The organism is Paraeggerthella hominis (assembly GCF_021044775.1).
Taxonomy (GTDB): Bacteria; Actinomycetota; Coriobacteriia; order Coriobacteriales; family Eggerthellaceae; genus Paraeggerthella; species Paraeggerthella hominis.
Genome location: NZ_JAJNOQ010000001.1, coordinates 298,002 through 314,783, shown reverse-complemented (window position 1 = coordinate 314,783; position 16,782 = coordinate 298,002). Strand labels below are relative to the sequence as shown.

At 65.4% G+C, this 16,782-nt stretch carries 15 protein-coding genes; 12 read left to right on the top strand and 3 right to left on the bottom strand.

Annotated features, from left to right (window positions below; genetic code table 11):
* On the bottom strand, positions 1-621 hold the full coding sequence (locus tag LQE90_RS01380; protein WP_114565805.1) for a TetR/AcrR family transcriptional regulator: 621 nt from the start codon (positions 619-621) through the stop codon (positions 1-3).
* Positions 622-1,102: 481 nt separating this feature from the next.
* On the opposite strand from LQE90_RS01380, the gene LQE90_RS01375 reads away from it, so the two are divergent.
* Genes LQE90_RS01375 through LQE90_RS01360 form a run of 4 tightly spaced genes read left to right on the top strand, consistent with a single transcriptional unit; the run spans position 1,103 to position 4,832 of the window.
* The gene (locus tag LQE90_RS01375) at positions 1,103-1,672 is read left to right on the top strand and encodes a cytochrome c3 family protein (protein WP_216528592.1); all 570 of its coding nucleotides are present in this window, start codon (positions 1,103-1,105) and stop codon (positions 1,670-1,672) included.
* 57 nt (positions 1,673-1,729) lie between these two features.
* Positions 1,730-2,221: an FMN-binding protein gene (locus tag LQE90_RS01370; protein ID WP_216528591.1), complete on the top strand. Its 492-nt coding sequence runs from the start codon at positions 1,730-1,732 to the stop codon at positions 2,219-2,221.
* A 13-nt stretch (positions 2,222-2,234) separates the two neighbouring features.
* Positions 2,235-4,091: an FAD-dependent oxidoreductase gene (locus LQE90_RS01365; RefSeq protein WP_114565801.1), complete on the top strand. Its 1,857-nt coding sequence runs from the start codon at positions 2,235-2,237 to the stop codon at positions 4,089-4,091.
* A gap of 15 nt (positions 4,092-4,106) precedes the next feature.
* On the top strand, positions 4,107-4,832 hold the full coding sequence (locus LQE90_RS01360) for a hypothetical protein (protein WP_216528590.1): 726 nt from the start codon (positions 4,107-4,109) through the stop codon (positions 4,830-4,832).
* 33 nt (positions 4,833-4,865) lie between these two features.
* Here the strand turns inward: LQE90_RS01360 and LQE90_RS01355 are convergent, their stop codons facing one another.
* On the bottom strand, positions 4,866-5,810 hold the full coding sequence (locus tag LQE90_RS01355; RefSeq protein WP_216528589.1) for a MarR family winged helix-turn-helix transcriptional regulator: 945 nt from the start codon (positions 5,808-5,810) through the stop codon (positions 4,866-4,868).
* 303 nt (positions 5,811-6,113) lie between these two features.
* On the opposite strand from LQE90_RS01355, the gene LQE90_RS01350 reads away from it, so the two are divergent.
* The 3 genes from LQE90_RS01350 to LQE90_RS01340 are packed head-to-tail and all read left to right on the top strand — an operon-like array spanning position 6,114 to position 8,543.
* Positions 6,114-7,811 (top strand): SGNH/GDSL hydrolase family protein, encoded by a 1,698-nt coding sequence (locus LQE90_RS01350; protein WP_216528588.1) that lies wholly within the window; start codon positions 6,114-6,116, stop codon positions 7,809-7,811.
* A complete protein-coding gene (locus LQE90_RS01345) occupies positions 7,808-8,170 on the top strand; it encodes a hypothetical protein (protein ID WP_216528587.1) in 363 nt (120 codons plus the stop codon). The genes LQE90_RS01350 and LQE90_RS01345 overlap by 4 nt, the downstream gene beginning before the upstream one ends.
* A 4-nt stretch (positions 8,171-8,174) precedes the next feature.
* The gene (locus tag LQE90_RS01340; protein ID WP_114565796.1) at positions 8,175-8,543 is read left to right on the top strand and encodes a hypothetical protein; all 369 of its coding nucleotides are present in this window, start codon (positions 8,175-8,177) and stop codon (positions 8,541-8,543) included.
* Positions 8,544-8,583: 40 nt separating this feature from the next.
* Here the strand turns inward: LQE90_RS01340 and LQE90_RS01335 are convergent, their stop codons facing one another.
* On the bottom strand, positions 8,584-11,328 hold the full coding sequence (locus tag LQE90_RS01335) for a cation-translocating P-type ATPase (RefSeq protein WP_231088160.1): 2,745 nt from the start codon (positions 11,326-11,328) through the stop codon (positions 8,584-8,586).
* A gap of 347 nt (positions 11,329-11,675) precedes the next feature.
* Between LQE90_RS01335 and LQE90_RS01330 the strand changes: the two genes are divergently transcribed.
* The 5 genes from LQE90_RS01330 to LQE90_RS01310 all read left to right on the top strand — a co-directional run bounded on the left by LQE90_RS01330 (position 11,676) and on the right by LQE90_RS01310 (position 16,756).
* Positions 11,676-12,707: a phosphotransferase family protein gene (locus LQE90_RS01330; RefSeq protein ID WP_216528586.1), complete on the top strand. Its 1,032-nt coding sequence runs from the start codon at positions 11,676-11,678 to the stop codon at positions 12,705-12,707.
* A gap of 139 nt (positions 12,708-12,846) precedes the next feature.
* The gene (locus tag LQE90_RS01325; protein ID WP_216528585.1) at positions 12,847-14,139 is read left to right on the top strand and encodes an ABC transporter substrate-binding protein; all 1,293 of its coding nucleotides are present in this window, start codon (positions 12,847-12,849) and stop codon (positions 14,137-14,139) included.
* Between the two features lie 5 nt (positions 14,140-14,144).
* A complete protein-coding gene (locus LQE90_RS01320; protein ID WP_216528584.1) occupies positions 14,145-15,020 on the top strand; it encodes an ABC transporter permease in 876 nt (291 codons plus the stop codon).
* Between the two features lie 2 nt (positions 15,021-15,022).
* On the top strand, positions 15,023-15,877 hold the full coding sequence (locus LQE90_RS01315; protein WP_216528583.1) for an ABC transporter permease: 855 nt from the start codon (positions 15,023-15,025) through the stop codon (positions 15,875-15,877).
* Between the two features lie 27 nt (positions 15,878-15,904).
* Positions 15,905-16,756, top strand: coding sequence for an ABC transporter ATP-binding protein (locus LQE90_RS01310; RefSeq protein ID WP_216528582.1), 852 nt, complete (start codon positions 15,905-15,907; stop codon positions 16,754-16,756).
* Positions 16,757-16,782 lie beyond the last annotated feature (26 nt).

The window sequence follows — 16,782 nt, the reverse complement described above, 5'->3', positions numbered from 1 at the left end:
CTATTCGGTATCGTCGGTTTCGGGACGCCCTCTGTCCATGTGGAGCGTTTGCACGATAAGGTCTTTCAGCACTTCGTCGTCAGCGTCGGGGTGCGTTCGCAGGTAGCCCACGATTCCCAAGATAAGGACGTAGAACGTTTCGTAGACGTGGTCGATGCGCACGCGATGGCGCGCGCTGTAGTCCTGCACCGTGGTCTCTACAATGTAGGTGGCTATGCGGTCGGCCACGCGGTTCACGAAGTCGATGTAGAGCGCCGCGTTCTCGCGCGAGGCGAGCGAACGGCGGAAGGCGTCGTGCTCGAACACGCCTAGGCGCATGAGCTTGACCACGCTCGAAAGGGCGTGCTCGATGTCGCCCGTGCGTCGCTGGGCGTTCCAATAATGGGTGGCTTCGATGAAATCGGCAACGTAGTCGTCAAGCACCGCCGACGTCACAGCCTCCTTGTCGGGGAAGTAGTGATAGAACAGCGAGCGCGTCACGCCCACGCGATCCGTAATGTCCTGGACGGACGTTTTGGAGAGCCCGCGCTCTTCGTAGAGCGCCCGAGCGGCTGCCACGATGTCCGCGCGGCGCGTAGCCGACGGCGCGCTTCGTGCCGCCTTGTCGTTCGCGGTGCCCATGGTTCCCTCCTTGCCGACGGTCGTTCTTCGCGCTTGCCTGCTTTCGCTAAGCCGCTTGCAAAGGCGATGGTGTCGATCCCCTGATGAGCGCAGCATACGCCCATCATTGACGGATCGTCAATTAACACTTTTCGCAAAGCGTCAATAAGGCCCGCCTGCGGAAGGAGCCAGCGCGGAAGGCGCGCTGCATGGGAGAGAGCGTCGTGAGCGTGCGAGTTGCATGGTGCGCGCCCTGCACGGAAGGGGCGCTGCATGGGAGAGCGCGCTATGCGGCGTATCGGTTACGCGGAAGGGGCGTCGTACGGCGCGACCGCCGCATTGCCGCAAGCGCCCCGCGTCCCCGCCGCTTTCGTTGACGAAACGATTCCGCTCGTCAACGGCGGGTTTCGCCGCGCTCGCAAAGATGCTAGCATGCGCTCCATAAAGTTCATTAGTGAAACGAAAAAGATACAACAATGAACTAAAGGGAAAAGGAGGGGCCATGGAGGGAAACGAGCCGAGCGAGAAGCGCTCCGAAAAGAGGAAATGGCCGATCGTGGCGGCGGTGGTCGCGATTACGGCGGTTGCCGCGGGAGGGGGCTTTTGGGTGTGGCACGAGCAGCCCGGCTTCTGTAACGCGATCTGCCACGATCCGATGGACGCGTACGTGGAGGGCTACTATCACGACGAAACGCTGCTGGCGAACGCGCACGAGCGAGCGAACGCGACCTGTCTGGAATGCCACGAGGCGAAGATCGATCAACAGGTGGCCGAAGGCGTGGCCTGGGTATCCGGCGATTTCGAAACGGACGAGGCGGGCCGCATCACGCGGACGGGCGTCACCGCCGACAAGGGCATGTGCGCGCAGAGCGGTTGCCATGATTGGGAGAGCGTCGTGGCCGCAACGCAGGATTGGGGAGGCCGGGCGGGCGTGAACCCGCATCGCTCGCATCAGGGGGAGGCCATCGATTGCAGCAACTGCCATGGCGTCCACGAAGCTTCCCAGATGTACTGCAATACCTGCCATGACTACGAAATTCCCGTCGGATGGAACGACGCTTCGAAGCGTTAGGGGCTGGACCGGGAACGCGGTTTCGATCGCCGTTCCCGAAGACCGAGGAGGGTGCGTATGAAGAAGACGGCTGTGGCTGCGGGATGCGCTGCGGCGCTGACGCTGGGCCTTACGGGGTGCGGCGCGGGGTTCGAGGGATCAGGATCGAAAGATGCGGCGAGCGCCGAGCAGCTGGCGCTGCGCACGGACGATCCGTGGGCGGCGCAGGTGACGGTCGATCCTGCGAAAAAGGCTGAAGGAACGCTGCACGACGGCGTGTACACCGGCACGGGCAAGGGCATGGACGGTTTGGTGACGGTGACGCTTTTGGTTCAGGACAACCGCTTGACCTGCATAGAAACAACGCAGGAAGGCGAAACGCAAAGCGTCGGCGGCTTTGAGGCCATCCGCGACGGCAAGTACGCGGCCCTGATCGACGCGGCGCAGGGCGCCGACATCGACGCTGTGAGCGGGGCTACCATCACCACTGCCGGCGTCAAGCAGGCGGTCGAGGACGCCCTTGCGCAAGCGGAAACAGGCGCAGGCGCTGCCGTCTCTGCGGGAAACTAGGGAGGGGATTGCGATGAAGGAGCATAACGGACGCAGCGCGGAGGGAATGTCGCGCCGCGCGTTCCTGACGGGCGCGGCGGCGGTCGTGGGCGGCACGGCGGCTGCGGCGGTCATGCCCGCAGCCGCGGCGCATGCGGTGCCGGCGGGAGTCATCGGCGATTGGGCAGCCGACGGGTCGAAGAACGTTCAGGTTCCCGACAGCGCGGCGACGAACGCCTCGTGGGAGGACGGCACGTATCGCGAGCATAACGCGGCAGCGTTTCCCGCAGACGACGCAACGCCCATTCCGCCGCGCGCGGTGCCGCAGAAGTGGGACTACGAATGCGATATCTGCGTGGTGGGCGCGGGCGGCGGCGGCCTGAACGCGGCGGCGCGCGCAGCCGAGCTGGGCGCGAAGACCATCTGCGTCGAGGCCATGGGATTGCACGGCGGCAACGCACAATCGGCCGGCATGTGCGGGATCTTGGGCGGCTACAGCGGGCAGGACGAGAAGCGCTTCGCCTTCCCGTCCTATCCTTTTGATCCGAAGGCCCTGACCGATTGGGCCATGGACGAGTATCACTATGCGGCCGATCCCAAGCTCATCTACAAGCTTGCCTGCGAGGGCGGCAAGAGTCTGGACTGGATGGCGGACTGCGGCGTGCGGTGGCGCTTGGGCGAGGTTCCCGTGTACGTGGCGCCGAAGAACTCGACGCTCGACCATCACGTGCTCAAGATGAAAGACGCCACGGACGCCATGTTCAGCTACGGGCAGCGCAAGGGCGTCGAGTACAAGTTCCAGTGCCCGGCGGTGGCGCTCGTGCGCGATGCGGGCGGTCGTATCGTGGGCCTGGTGGCCAAGGAGGACTTCGAGCGCGAGGTGTACATCCACGCGTCTCGCGCAGTCATTCTCACGGCGGGCGGTTTCTGCAACAACAAGGCGCTTCTGGAGAAGTACATTCCCACGGCGGCCATGGGCTGCGCGTCAAGCTACCTGGTGGGCGGCGAAACGGGCGAGTGCTTCCGCATGGGGTTGGGCGCGGGTGCCGACGTGTCCGGGTTCAACAGCTCCGCCAGCTTCGACGGCGGCGTGGACTGGCAGGCCGAAGGCGGGCAGTGGGCGCGCTTCCTCTACGACGGCATGACGCAGCTGTCGCGCCAGCCGTGGCTGACCATCGATCGCTGCGGCAACCGTTTGCGCTACCTGGACAGCCGCGTGGCCGAGGACGGCGCGAACGCCATCTACGCCTTGGGCGATCTGGCCACCATCCAGATGACGCCTCCGGGGCATCGCTCCTACATCATCTTCGACGCGAACTACGAGGATCACCTGGCGGGCTTCGCGCAGGAGCATTGCCGCAAGCTCATCACGCCCGACCTTGAGCAGATCGACAAGGTGCCCGAGCACTACCGCGACTGGCACCACGGCGTGCAGGACGCCATCGACGCCGACGTGTTGAAGAAGCGCGACACGTTGGAAGAGCTCGAACGCGATCTGGGGTTGGCCGAAGGCGTTCTGACCGAGGCCGTGGAAAAGTGGAACGCGTGCTGCGAGAAGGGCGAGGACGATTACCTGTACCCGATGCCTCCCGAATGGCTGCACGCCGTCAAGGAGCCGCCGTTCTACGGGTGCCGCATCGGCGGCAACCTGTACGGCACGAAAGCGGGCTTGCTGATCAACGAGGACATGCAGGTTATGGGCACCGATGGGCGGCCCATCGAGGGCCTGTACGCCGGGTGGCACACCGCCGGAGGGGCTTGCGGCGAGAACAGCTACGTGGGCGACCCTATCCTGGGTTCGCTCATGGGCGACGTCGGACTGGCGTTTTGCGGCGGATACCTGTGCGGCACCTCTGCGGTGGAGCACGAGATGACCGGCGCAGGCGCGTAAGGGAGGGGATGCGAGATGAAAGAGCAACTGAAGGGCATGGCCCGTCCGTACGCGATGCTGTTCCTGATGGCGCTGGCCGTGGCTGTTGTCGGGAGGATCGGTCTGGCCGCCATGGACCTGTCCGGCGCGCTGGCTTACGACTACATATCGGCTTCCGGGGTTCCCATCTTGGACGTGGTGTGCTCCATCCTGACGGGATCGGCCTTCATGGCGTTTCTGTTCCTGGCCTCGCTTGCGATGGTGCTGTCCACGGCCGGGGTCGCGTTGCACGGCCTGCTGTTCGCGCGCGGCGTGCCGGGCGCCGGCAGGCCGGCGACCGCGTTTCTGTGGGGCTGGGCTACGGCGCTTGCGGCCGTCGTGTGCCTGTTCGTCGTGCTTTCGGGAATCCTGTCGGGCGTGCAAGTGCATTCCATGAGCTCGAAGCTGCCGGCGCTGCCGGTGCTGGTAGCCGCGCTCGTCGTGTGGGCTGCGTTCATCGGCACGCTGCTCGGCGCCGCGTCGATGGTGGTGTGCGCGTGCCTGGCGCGTGCTCGGAACGAGAAGCGCGCAGGTTGGAACCTTGTGGCGGCCACGGCGGGCTGTGGCTTTGCGGTCATGGTGCTGACGGTGGGCACGTTTTCCGCCATCAACGCGGCGAGCATCAACGTGGGCGTCGTGGGAATGTGGCTTGCTGTCGACGTCGTGGTGAACCTGGGAATGCTGTTCGGCGCGTCCGCGTTGCTGAAGAAGGCGCGCGCGTAGGCGGGCGCTGCGACGCCGGCGGGCCCCGGCGTCTTACTCGAGAGGTTGCAGGAGGCCGAGCGCTGCTTTGCGCTCGGCCTCCTTGCGCGCCTGCATGTCGGCGATGACGACGCGCCAGGCGCGGGCGAGCGCGCGACGCTGATGGTCGTCGAGGCGGCTCCACAGCTGCGTGCGCGCAAGGAGGCCGATGGTGCGCACGATGATCTTCTGCTGGCGCAGGCCCTGAGGCGTAGCAGCCGCGAACACGGCTTTGCGGTCGTGCGGGCTTGCCAGCCGTTGCGCCCATGCATGCCCGACAAGTCCGTCTACCGCCCGCGCGACGGCTACGGGCGTCATCTGCAGCTGCGTGGCAAGGTCGCCGATGCGCAAGGGCTCGTTCACCTCGCCAAGGCGCTGCAGCACGCGACATTCGCTGAGCGACGCGCCGCATGCGGTGCGCAGGGCGTCTTCCATCCCGCGTTTCACCAGTTCAAGCGATACGAGTGCGCGCGATGCAGCGTAGCGCGACGACGCATCGCCGCCCAGCGGCGGGTCGATGCTCGCGCCGGCGGCGATGGACGCTTCAAGGATGGCGCGGTGAACCGCATCCTCGGTTGGAAACAGCGCGTACAGGCGCTCCACGATGGCCTCGTTCGCTTCGGCCACATGGCGAACGCCCGCCTCGGTGATGCGCGCGGTGCGCACGCGCGCATCGGCCTTGCCGCCGCTTCGCGTGGCAAAACCGGCGTCTACGAGCACGTTCATAGCTTGGGTCACCACGTTGGGCTTGAGCGCGAGCAGCTTGCCGAGGCTCGACTGGGTTGCGCCCGTCGTCCGGGCGGCCAAAAGCTTCACGAGCACGCGGTACTGGGTCACGCTGAGGTCGCTTGCTTGCGCCAGGCCGCTTTTGAGCGCGCGATGAGTAAGGTCGAAAGCGACGAAGAACGTCGAATCGAGCTTCAGATCGTCTTCGTCGTGCGCGCCCGCGGCGGTGGCCATGCTGCTCCCCGTTCGTTGTAATTGTTTCAGTAGTGAAACAATAGTAGCCCTTCTCGGGGTTGCATGGCAGGATGACGGCTCGGTCGCGCAAACTCTCCACGCGCCGCCGCTCGCCGCTCGACCGTCGGCTTTCGTGCCGTCGGTCCCCGCTTCCTGCCACCGCGCTTGCGTGCCGCATGCGGCACGCCATACTTATGCTGTCGCAGTGGCGCTTGATGCGCTGGAATGCTGATCAGACGGCGTCCCAGCGCCGGAACCGGCATTCGCAAGCGATTCGTCCGAACTCGAAGAAGGAGCGAGGGAATGGCTGGAAGATCGATCATGCCGGGTGCGCGCCGCATCGCGACGGGAATCCTGGCGGCGACGCTCATGCTCGCGCTCTGCCCGTTGCAGGCGTTCGCGGCGGGGGGCACCGTCGTGCACAAGAAGTCGGGCATGGACATGTCGTATGCGATCGTGCGCGACGCGGGTGCCGCGCAAGGCGCGGTCGTGCTGGCCGGACTGCCGGAGGGAGCTGCGGGCATCGTCGCGGTCCCCGCCTCCATCATGGTGATGGAAGCGTGGGAGGATCCCACTACCTACGCGGTGGAGGGCATCGCGGCGGGTGCCTTCAGCGGCGCGGCGGCCGCATCGGGCGCGGTGGATCGCATCGACATCGAGGGCGTCGTGGATGTGGACCCCGCCGCGTTCGCAGGACTCGCGGACACGACGACGTTCACCGTGCGCAATGCGGAGATGGTCGAACGGCTTGCGGCCGCGGGCATCGCGAAGGAGCGCATAGCCTGCGAGCCGCTGCTCACGAAGTACGTGGCGTTCGGCGACAGCATCGCCGCCGGCTACGCGCTGTCCGAATACGATAACAGCGACCAGTGCTACGATCAGGAACCCACGCCCTCCGACGCGTTCGTGTCGCTGGTGGGTGCGCACTTCGCCGACGCGTTCGGTCCGTCGGTGACGGACAACCTGGCTGCCTCGGGCTGGACGAGCACGCAGCTGCTCGACGCGCTGCAGGCAGGCGCCTACGACGCGGCGCTTGCCGATGCGACCGCGGTGAGCGTAACCATCGGCTCGAACGACTTGCTGGGGCGGTTCATCGAGATCATCGCCGAGGCGCTCGAGCCCATCAGCGATCTAGGCGATGCGGATGTAGCGCAGATAGAGGCGGCGATCGCCGACGAAGCCGCGGCGGGTCCGGACGCAGCCGCGCTGGCGGTGGACACGGGCGACGCGCTCGTTTCGGAAGCGGGCGACGCGCTCGTCGCCGTGCGCCCCGACCCTGTCAAAGAGCTGCTCGAGAAGGTGTCGGCCGCCATCGAGCGCATCAACGCGGCCCTTGTCGCCGACCCTGAGCTGCTCGCCGCCTGCGAGACGTTCGCGACGACGAACCAGCCGGCCATCTTGGATGCCGTCCACGCCCGCGCGCCGCGCGCCCAGGTGTATTGGACCACGTTGTACAACCCGTTCTACGGCCAGGTGCTCGACGTGCGTACGCTGTTCCCCAAGCTGGCCGCGCATGTGGATCCCGACCTGCCCCTGTCCATCGACCTCGGCAGCGCCGGCGCGCGCTACATCGAGATCATGAACGAGGCGTTCGTCCGGAACACGGAAGGCTACGCCGCCGTGAACCTGTACGAGCCGTTCAACAATCCCGGCTTGACGAACGTCTCCATCGGGCGCGCCGCCGACGGCTCGATCTCGTTCAACGTCGACCCGCATCCGAACCATGACGGCCATGCGCTCATTGCCAAGCTGGTGAACGGGGTCGTTGATGCGACCTACGCGCCGGGCGCGCCCGATCCCGCTCCGGTCGTACCCGATCCTGCGCCGATCGTGCCCGTTCCCGCGCTGCCCGCGTCGACCGCGCCTGCGCCCGCTCCCCAGCGCCTCGCATCCACGGGCGACGGGGCTCCGGGAGCCCTCGCTGTCGTTGCGTGTCTTATGGCGACCGGCGCTCTAGGAGCGTGCGCGGCGCGCCGCAAGCGCGAAGGATGCCGTCGATGAGCAGGCCGGCGACCGCTGCGGACACCGCCCGCGCAGTGCTGCGCCGCGTTCGCGACGCGCTCACGCCCGACCGCCTGCTGGCGGCGCTGTGCCTGGTCGTGGCGCTGGGCATGGCGGCGCCGTGGGCGCGGGTCCCCGTGGCAGAGCTTATCGGGCGCGAGGTGTCCTACTCGGTGCCCGATCTGCTGGCGGTGGGGCAGCTGACGGTCGAGCGCGCCCAGTCGCTCGAGGATCTGCTCGAGCAAGCGCGCGGCATCGCCGAACGTGCGGCGGGTATCGTCGACCGGGCCCAGGATGCGGCGGAGCGCGCCCAGGATGCGGTCGAGCGCGTGTCGACCGCGTTGGACGAGAGGGGGTAGGGCCGTGAACATCGAGCTTATCCGAACGCTGCTCACAATTGCCCAGGTGCTCTGGATCGTCATGGCGTTGCTGCTGGTCGCAGCCGCTGTTGCCCTGCTCGTGCGCGCGAGGGCGCGCTACGGGCTGCTGATCGCCTCCTGCTCGTGCGCGGCGGCGTTCTCGCTCGCCTGGATCGTCCTCGTGCGCGCGGCCGATTCGTTCGCCCTCGGCACCGTGATGGACATGCTGGGGCCGTGGGTCGTGCTCGTGGTTCCTCGCGTGGTGGAGCCGGGCATCTGGCCGTGGATCGTCCTCGCGTGCTCCCTTGCGGGCATCGCGTTCGGCGTCCTGGGAGTCCGCCGAACGCGCGCGCAGCTGGGGCCGCGCATCTAGCGTTGCGCGAGGACGCCGTCGACGAGCTTGCTCCGCGCGGTTAGCTCTTTGCGCGCCAGCGGCCGATGGCTTTCGCGATCTCGGTCTGCACGACCGAAAGGAGGGCGAAGCCGCCGACGAGCGCCCACTGCCATGCGTTCATGGAAGTGCCGCCGAAGGCCTCGATGACGGGCGGCACCAGCAGCACGATCATCATGAGGGCGAAGCTTGCGCCCACAGCCCAGGCAAGCTGCGGGTTGCGCGTTTCGCCGCGGTCCCAAACGGGGTCGGTGGTGGAGCGCTGGTTGAGCGCGCGCAGCACCTGCGAGAAGGCCAGCGTGCCGAAGGCCATGGTGCAGCCGAGCGCGTCCCCTCCCGCTTCGCGGCCGATAGCGAACGCGGCCAAGGCCAAGACGGCGATGAACACGCCCTGGAACCCCACGCGGCGCGCGAGCTTTGCGTCGAGCAGGTTGTTCGCGCGCATGGGCGGGTGCTCCATGATGTGACGGCTGGCAGGCTCTACGCCCAGGGCCAGCGCCGGAAGCGACGCCGTTGCCAGGTTCACCCACAGGATCATGACGGCGGTCAGCGGGGCGTTCCAGTTGAGGGCAAGCGCCGTCAGCAGCACGATGATCTGGGCGACGTTGTCGGCGACCAAAAACGCTACCACCTTCTGGATGTTGCGGAACACGCGACGGCCCTCGCGCACCGCGTAGACGATGGTTGTGAAGCGGTCGTCCATGAGGATCATGTCCGAAGCGTCCTTGGCCACGTCGGTTCCGGTGATGCCCATGGCAACGCCGATGTCGGCGGCCTTGAGCGCGGGAGCGTCGTTCACGCCGTCGCCCGTCATGGCGGTGACCTCGCCGCCATGCTGAAGCGCGCGCACGATGCGCAGCTTGTGCAAAGGCGACACGCGGGCGAATATCGAAGCGTGCTTGACGGCTTCGTCAAGGGCCTCGTCGTCCATGCGGTCGAGCTCCTCGCCCGTAACCACGAGGTCTCCCGGCCGATGGATGCCCAGGTCGCGCCCGATGGCGCGTGCCGTGGCGGCGTGGTCTCCCGTGATCATGACGGTGCGCACGCCTGCGGTTCGGCATGTTTCGACCGCGTGCCGAACGTCCGGTCGGGGCGGATCCATCATGCCCACGATGCCGATCAGCACCAGGTCGCGTTCGATGTCGTCGTCTTCGTCCGGCGCGCCCGCAAGCGCGCGGGTTGCGAAGGCCAGCACCCGCAACGCCTCGTCGGAGAGCGTTTGGGCCAGCGCGAGGGCATGCTCGCGGTCTTCGTCGGTAAGGGGACGGGGGCCGTCCTGGTCAAGCAGGTAGGCGCAACGCGGCAGCATCGAATCGAGCGCGCCCTTCACGGACACGACGGCCTGTCCCTCGCGGTCGTTCACCGTGGACATGCGCTTGCGGTCGGAATCGAAGGGGCGTTCGGCAAGGCGCGGGTACGCGGCGCGCAGCTCTCCCGGATCGATGCCGCCGTCGCGCGCGAGCAGGAGCAGCGCGCCTTCGGTGGGGTCTCCGATCACCGTGTCGCCGACGGCTTCCGATTCCGCAGGGGAGAGCACCGCGTCGTTGCAGAGCACGGCGGTGAACGCAAGGTGCTCGAAGAGGCGGGCGTGCTTCTCGCGTGCTTGCTCGGGGTCGAGCTGGCGTTTTCGAGCAAGGTCGGGCCCAAGGGCCACGCGCACCACGTTCATGCGGTTCTCGGTGAGCGTGCCGGTCTTGTCCGTGCAGATGACGGTGGCGCCGCCCAGCGTTTCAACGGCGGGCAAACGCCTGACCAGGGCTTCGTGCTGCGCCATGCGCTGAACTCCCAGCGCCATGGTCACGGTTGCCGTGGCAGGCAGGCTTTCCGGTATCACCGATATGGCCAGCGACACGGCCAGCAGCAACAGGGGAGCGAGCGGTCGCCCGTAAGCTAGGCCGATGGCGATCACGGCCAGCGCGGCTACCACGCCCACGATGGTGAGGCCCTTGCCGAAGGAGGCGAGCTTGCGCTTGATGGGCGTGTCCAGGCCGTCGCTTTCCTCGAGCATGCCGGCGATGCGCCCCACTTCGGTGTTCATGCCGGTCGCCACCACCACGCCTTCGCCGCGCCCCGCCGTGACGATGGCCGTGGCGAAGGCCATGTTGGCGCGATCTCCCAAGGGGGCTCCGGGAAGCGCTTCGGATGCGGCGTTCTTGTCCGTCGGCACCGATTCCCCGGTTAAGGCAGCCTCTTGCATGCGCAGTCCCGCCGTGCTGGTCAGCCTCAGGTCGGCCGGGGCCATGCTGCCGTCCCCGAGCAGCACGAGGTCTCCGGGCACCAGGTCGCGCGCAGGCACGACGGTCTCGATGCCGCCGCGCATGACGCGGGCTTCCGGCGCGCTCAGGCTGCGCAGCGCCTCCAGCGACGATTGCGCTTTCTGCTCCTGCACGATGCCGATGACGGCGTTGACCACCACGATGGCCGCGATGATTCCGGCTTCGACCCATTCCTGCAACAGGGCGGAAAGCGCGGCTGCGGTCAAGAGGATGAGGATCATGGGGTCCGACAGCTGCTCGCGTACCATGTTCGCCAACGTGCGCGGAGGCTTGGCGTTGAGTTCGTTTGGGCCGAATTCGGCCAACCGGTCATGCGCCGTGGAGGGCGACAGGCCGTCGGGGAAGGTGTCGAGCTCCTTGATGGCCTGTTCGCGCGACATGGCGTGCCAGGCGTGCTGCGCGACGTTTTGACGTTCCTCGGCGTTCTTGGCCGCGCGGATGCGAGCGGCGCTGTGCTGCTCGCGGCGCTTCGGTGGTTGATGGTTGCTCATAGGACCCCTTCGTCGTGGCGGTTGCGGTTCGCGGCCGTCGGGAATCGTTCGGCGGTGTTTCGTTCACCATAATCGGGCAAGCTCGTTGCTCGCCGAACCGTCATCTGCCGGTAGCCGAACCATTACCATCCTCGAACAAGGGGCATGATCGTCTTTTCGCAACGGCCAGTGCGCTACAATGACGAATCCGGTGAATTCTTGCCAAGGAGCTTTGCTCGGCTGCCGTATGCCGGTTGTCGCTCAAGCGCCATGCTCCTTGGTAGATAAACTATGCAAATACTAGACAGTATCCAATAAATCACATAGTCTGATATATATCTTGCCGATCATGCTTGCTAGGGGGCGCAATGCACGGAATGGACGAAGCTTGCCGCTATCTTCGCGCGTCGCATGCGCTGCGCGAGGCGCTGGATATCCCTCGCGGCGCTTCGCTTGCCGCGATTCCTTTGGGAAACGGGGAGCATAATGCGAATTTCGCCTTCGACCACCCGGTGACGGGCGCGCGCTACGTGCTGCGCATGAACTATGCGAGCCAGTTGGGCTTGCGGGAGCAGGCGTCGTACGAGCACGGTGCCCTGCGCGCCCTTGCCGTATCCGGCCGCACGCCGAGCGCCGTCTACGTCGATGAAACCCGAAGCGTCGTGGACAGGGGCGTTCAGGTCATCGGGTTCTGCGCAGGGCGCCTGCTCGATCTCGAGCGCGACGACGATCTTTCGAAGGCAGCGAAAAGCCTGGCCGACGTTCATAGCGTTTCCGTTCCCGACGAATGCACGCTGATCAGGCCGAGAAACCCGTTGGCGGAGATCAGGGACGAGAGCCTGCGCATGTACCGGGTTTACGCCGGGTCGAGGTTCGTCGATGCGCACGTGGCGCGCGAGATCGAGGACCTTCTTGCAACGTGCGATCGCGTGGTGGAAGCGCACGAGGGCGACCCGATGCGCTCGCACATCGTGAACACCGAGTGCATCGCGGCCCATTTCCTGATTCCCGAAGCGGGCGACTTCGCCTACGTGGTCGACTGGGAAAAGCCGATCGTGGGCGACGCCGCGCAGGACGTGGCGTTCTTCGTGGCTCCCACCACGACGTTCTGGGACAGCGATATCGTGTTCGACGATGCGCGCCGCGATCTGTTCGTGCGCGCTTACATCGATTCCGTGGATGGGCGCTTCCCGACGGAGGGGTTCGTCGAGCGGTTCTTCGCTTACCTTACCCTCACGTGCTTGCGGGGCGTTACCTGGTGCGCTATGGCGCAGGTTGAATACCACGATCTCAACCGGCCTTTGAAGAACGACAAGACGTTTCGCAAGATTCAAGCGTATCTGTCGGACGGCTTCTTCGCGCAGTTGAAACGCCAAGCGTTTTTGAAGCGGTCCGCGTAAGAGCGCTGCACGATGCGCGCCGCTGAGCGATCTGGTTCGCACATATACTAGCTATGATCTACTATTAGATATATACTACTAGTGTACGGTTGATGAATCTCATGATCGTATCATGATGGCACAAGGGGAAGGAATCGGTATGGACAAGGTTGCGCAGCAGATGTACTCTCGCCGTCGTTTCTTGGCGTTGGGAGCGACGGCGGGGTTGACGATCGCGTGCGGCGGGGCGCTCGCGGGATGCTCGGGCGCTTCGGGCGGGGGATCCGACGCGGGCGCCGCCGCAGCTTCGATCGACTACGCTGATTGGAACGCGGTCCTGGAAGAAGCGAAGGGCCAGACGGTTTCCTGGTACGGATGGGGCGGCAGCGAGCCTCGCAACACGTGGATCGAGAAGGTTCTAACGCCGCGGCTGAAAGAGCGGTACGATATCACGCTCGACCTGGTCGGCATGGACATCAACGACATCCTCACGCAGCTTTCGGGCGAGATGCAGGCAGGCGTGAGCGAGGGGACCATCGACTTCATCTGGATCAACGGCGAGAACTTCTACTCCACGAAGAAGAACGGGTACCTGTGGGGCCCGTTCTGCGAGTACCTTCCCAATTTCAACGAGTACTGCGACAAAGACGCTGCCGACAACGCGTACGACTTCGGCAGCCCTACCGAAGGGTTCGAGGCTCCGTACGCCAAAGCGCAGATGCATCTGTGGATCGATTCGGCTTCCCATCCGAACCCGCCGAGGACCCTGCAGGAATTCACGGCGTTTTGCAAAGAGAACCCCGGCAAGGTGACGTATCCTCAGCCGGGCGATTTTACGGGAACGGGATTCATCGAGTGCCTGATTGCGGGCGTCGTCGGCAAAGACGAGTTCGAAAAGCTCTCGCGCATGACCGACCCGACGACTGAAGAAGTGAAGGCCATCGTCGATCCCGGACTGGAATACCTGCGCTCGCTCAACCCGTACTTATGGAACCAGGGCGCAACGTTCCCGGCGGATTCCGCAACGGTTCGGTCCATGTTCGCCGACGGCGAGCTGGTTTTGGGCATGGGCTACGGAAGCCCCCAGTCCGACGTCGACAACGGGGCCCTTCCGAAGACCGTCAAGCCGTTTCTGCTGGACACGGGAACCGTGGGCAACACGAACTTCATGGCCATTGCGCAAAACGCTCCCCACAAGGCGGCGGCATTGGTGGCCATCAACGAGGTCATGAGCCCGCAGATGCAGCTCGACCAGTACAAGGAGCTGGGAAACATCAGCGTGCTCGACATGGAGAAGCTGCCGGCTGAAGATCGGGCGGCCTTCGAGGGAATCGAGCTGAAGGGCAGCGAGCTTGCGTTGGACGAGCTGCTGGGCGCGCGCGTTGCCGAGGCCGCAGGTCCGGTGGTTCCCCTTATCGAGCAGCTGTGGCTCGACGAGGTTGTAGGGAAGTAGTCGTCATGCCGCTGCCCCGTACCATAAGAAGACGGTTGGTTCCGTACGTGCTTGCGCTTCCCGCGGCCGTGCTGTTCGCCGTCTTCTTTTACGGGGTGGCGAACGGGGTGCTGCAGGGGTTCGGGATCATGCCGTTTCTCGGTCGCACGGATTTCACCTTGGATTACTACGTGCAGGTGTTCGCTCGGTCGGACTTGAAGGACTCCGTTTCGTACAGCCTGTACCTAGCGGCGGTGTCCTCGGTGCTGGCCGTCGTGGGCGGCGTGGCTTTGGCCGGGTTCATGACGAGAGCCAGATCAGGCCGGTTCGTTCGGCTGGTCGGCATTCGCCTGCCGCTGATGGTCATGCACGCTCTGGTTGCCTTGGCGGTGATCTGCCTGTTCGCGGGCTCGGGCCTCGTTCCGCGGCTCATGTGCTGGCTCGGCCTGGCTCAAGATCCGGGATCCGTCGTTTCGGTGGTGGGCGCTTCGTCGGGCTGGGGGATCATCGCGGTGTACCTGTGGAAGGAAGTGCCTTTCGTCGCGTTTTGCACGGCTTCCATCATGATGAACATAAGCTCGTCGCTCGGCGAGGCGTCGTCTACGCTGGGCGCGGGGCCGTTGCGATCGTTTTTCGAGGTGACCCTGCCCTTGTGCAAAGGTGCGGTGGCGAAGGCGTTTTTGGTGGTGTTCGCATTCGCGTTCGGATCCTACGAGGTTCCGTTCTTGCTCGGGCCGACGCTTCCCAAGGCGCTTCCGGTGCTCGCCTACATAGAGTTCCAAGATCCCGACATCCTCAATCGCTGCTACGCGATGGCGTTGAACGGCGTGATGGCTCTGATCTGCACGGTGCTCGCCGTCGCGTACTTCGCCATCGTGCAGCGCGAGCGGAAGGAGCGGTGAGCATGGCGTCTATCGGCACGCCGAAGCCAAGCAAGCGAGCTTCTGCAGCGCGGCAGGGCAGGTTGTCCAAGGTGTTCGTCGCCGTGCACGCGGCGATCGTCTTGCTGCCCATCGCGGTGGTGGCCCTGTGGGCCTTCGCCGACAGCTGGGCCTGGCCCCACCTGCTGCCTCAATCGTTTTCCCTAAGAGGCGTGGAGCTGGTTTTGTCGGAGGGCCGCGACACGGGGCTTTCGATGATGGTCCAAAGCGTGCTCATCGCCTTGGCCGCGGCAGTGCTGACCACGCTCGTCGCAGCGTTGGCGGCGCGCGCCGTCAGCTGCTACGAATGGGCGGGGCGCAAGGCGTTCAGCTTCGGGCTCGTCACGCCGTTTCTCATACCGACGACGGTGTTCGCCATGGGCGTGCAGGTGCTGTTCATCAAGGCGGGCATCGCGCGAACGGTTCCGGGGGTGGTTTTGGCCCACGCCATCGTTGCGCTGCCGTATTCCGCCGTCATCATGATGGATATGACCGACGCGGTGGGTACGCGGCTCGAGGACGCGGCCAAAGCGCTGGGGGCGTCTCCGTTGAAGGCGGTGCGGCGTGTGACCCTTCCGGCCTTGCTTCCGGGTATCGTGTCGTCGCTGTCCATGGCGTACATCATGTCGTTTTCCCAGTACTTCCTCACGTTGCTGATCGGCGGCGGCGCGGTGAGGACGCTTGCCGTGGTAATGTTTCCCTACCTTTCGGGAGGCGATCGAACCATTGCCGCGGCGTACGGACTTGTGTTCATCGCTTCGACGTTCGCCGTGTTTCTTTTCTTCGAATGGCTGATGAGGCGGTTTGGCATGCGCGAGGACGGCGAGCTGTACGGGTGATAAGGCAACGGGCTACAGGAGGTCTGCATGCACCTTTCTCTTGATGGAATCGGGCTTTCCCTGGGAGGCAAGTCGATACTGGACGACGTTTCCTTCTCGGTTTCCAACGGGGAGTTCGTGTCGCTTCTGGGGGAGTCGGGCGCAGGGAAGTCGACTATTCTGAAGATCGTCTCGGGGCTGATGCCCCAGGATTGCGGAACGGTTTCCTTCGACGGCGAAATCGTCGACGACCTGCCCTCGCATAAACGCCGCGCAGCTATCGTGTTCCAGGATATTCGCCTGTTTCCCAACATGAGCGTGCGCGACAACGTGGCGTTCGCGCTGAAGATGCAGGGGGCGTCCAAGCCTCAGCGCCACCGCGAGGCTGAAGAGCTTTTGCGGGCGGTTCGCTTGGAGGGCATGGGCGACCGGCGGACGAACCAGCTTTCGGGCGGGCAGCAGCAGCGTGTGGCGTTGGCCCGCGCCCTGGCGGGCAAGCCTCGGGTGCTTTTGCTGGACGAGCCGTTCAGCGGCCTTGACGAGCAGCTGCGCGACGAAATGCGCGCGCTTGTCCTGGAGCTTCATCGACGCTTCGACATGACCTCGGTCATGGTGACGCACGATGCGCAGGAGGCGCTGGTCATGAGCGATCGGGTGATCTACGTGAGCGAGGGCCGGGTGCTGCAAGACGCTCCTCCCTCGGAGGTCTTGCTGGCTCCTGCGAACGAGACGGTGGAGGGGTGCTTCAGGGGATCGTCGGCCATCGAAGGAACGGTGTCCGACGGCACGTTTCGCGCGGGAAGGCTCGCGATTCCCGCGCCGGATGTTTCGGACGGTGCGGCCGTGCTGGTGTGCGTTGCCGGATGCGCGCCCTTCGTGCATGCCGTGACGAAGGATTGATCCGCGCCGTTCGCTCGAGCGAAGGC

Coding starts and splice junctions, on each gene's coding strand:
- LQE90_RS01365 (WP_114565801.1), top strand. CDS start 2,235: ATGAAGGAGCATAACGGACGCAGCGCGGAGGGAATGTCGCGCCGCGCG.
- LQE90_RS01310 (WP_216528582.1), top strand. CDS start 15,905: ATGCACCTTTCTCTTGATGGAATCGGGCTTTCCCTGGGAGGCAAGTCG.
- LQE90_RS01370 (WP_216528591.1), top strand. CDS start 1,730: ATGAAGAAGACGGCTGTGGCTGCGGGATGCGCTGCGGCGCTGACGCTG.
- LQE90_RS01325 (WP_216528585.1), top strand. CDS start 12,847: ATGGACAAGGTTGCGCAGCAGATGTACTCTCGCCGTCGTTTCTTGGCG.
- LQE90_RS01330 (WP_216528586.1), top strand. CDS start 11,676: ATGCACGGAATGGACGAAGCTTGCCGCTATCTTCGCGCGTCGCATGCG.
- LQE90_RS01315 (WP_216528583.1), top strand. CDS start 15,023: ATGGCGTCTATCGGCACGCCGAAGCCAAGCAAGCGAGCTTCTGCAGCG.
- LQE90_RS01345 (WP_216528587.1), top strand. CDS start 7,808: ATGAGCAGGCCGGCGACCGCTGCGGACACCGCCCGCGCAGTGCTGCGC.
- LQE90_RS01380 (WP_114565805.1), bottom strand. CDS start 621: ATGGGCACCGCGAACGACAAGGCGGCACGAAGCGCGCCGTCGGCTACG.
- LQE90_RS01320 (WP_216528584.1), top strand. CDS start 14,145: ATGCCGCTGCCCCGTACCATAAGAAGACGGTTGGTTCCGTACGTGCTT.
- LQE90_RS01360 (WP_216528590.1), top strand. CDS start 4,107: ATGAAAGAGCAACTGAAGGGCATGGCCCGTCCGTACGCGATGCTGTTC.
- LQE90_RS01375 (WP_216528592.1), top strand. CDS start 1,103: ATGGAGGGAAACGAGCCGAGCGAGAAGCGCTCCGAAAAGAGGAAATGG.
- LQE90_RS01335 (WP_231088160.1), bottom strand. CDS start 11,328: ATGAGCAACCATCAACCACCGAAGCGCCGCGAGCAGCACAGCGCCGCT.
- LQE90_RS01355 (WP_216528589.1), bottom strand. CDS start 5,810: ATGGCCACCGCCGCGGGCGCGCACGACGAAGACGATCTGAAGCTCGAT.
- LQE90_RS01350 (WP_216528588.1), top strand. CDS start 6,114: ATGGCTGGAAGATCGATCATGCCGGGTGCGCGCCGCATCGCGACGGGA.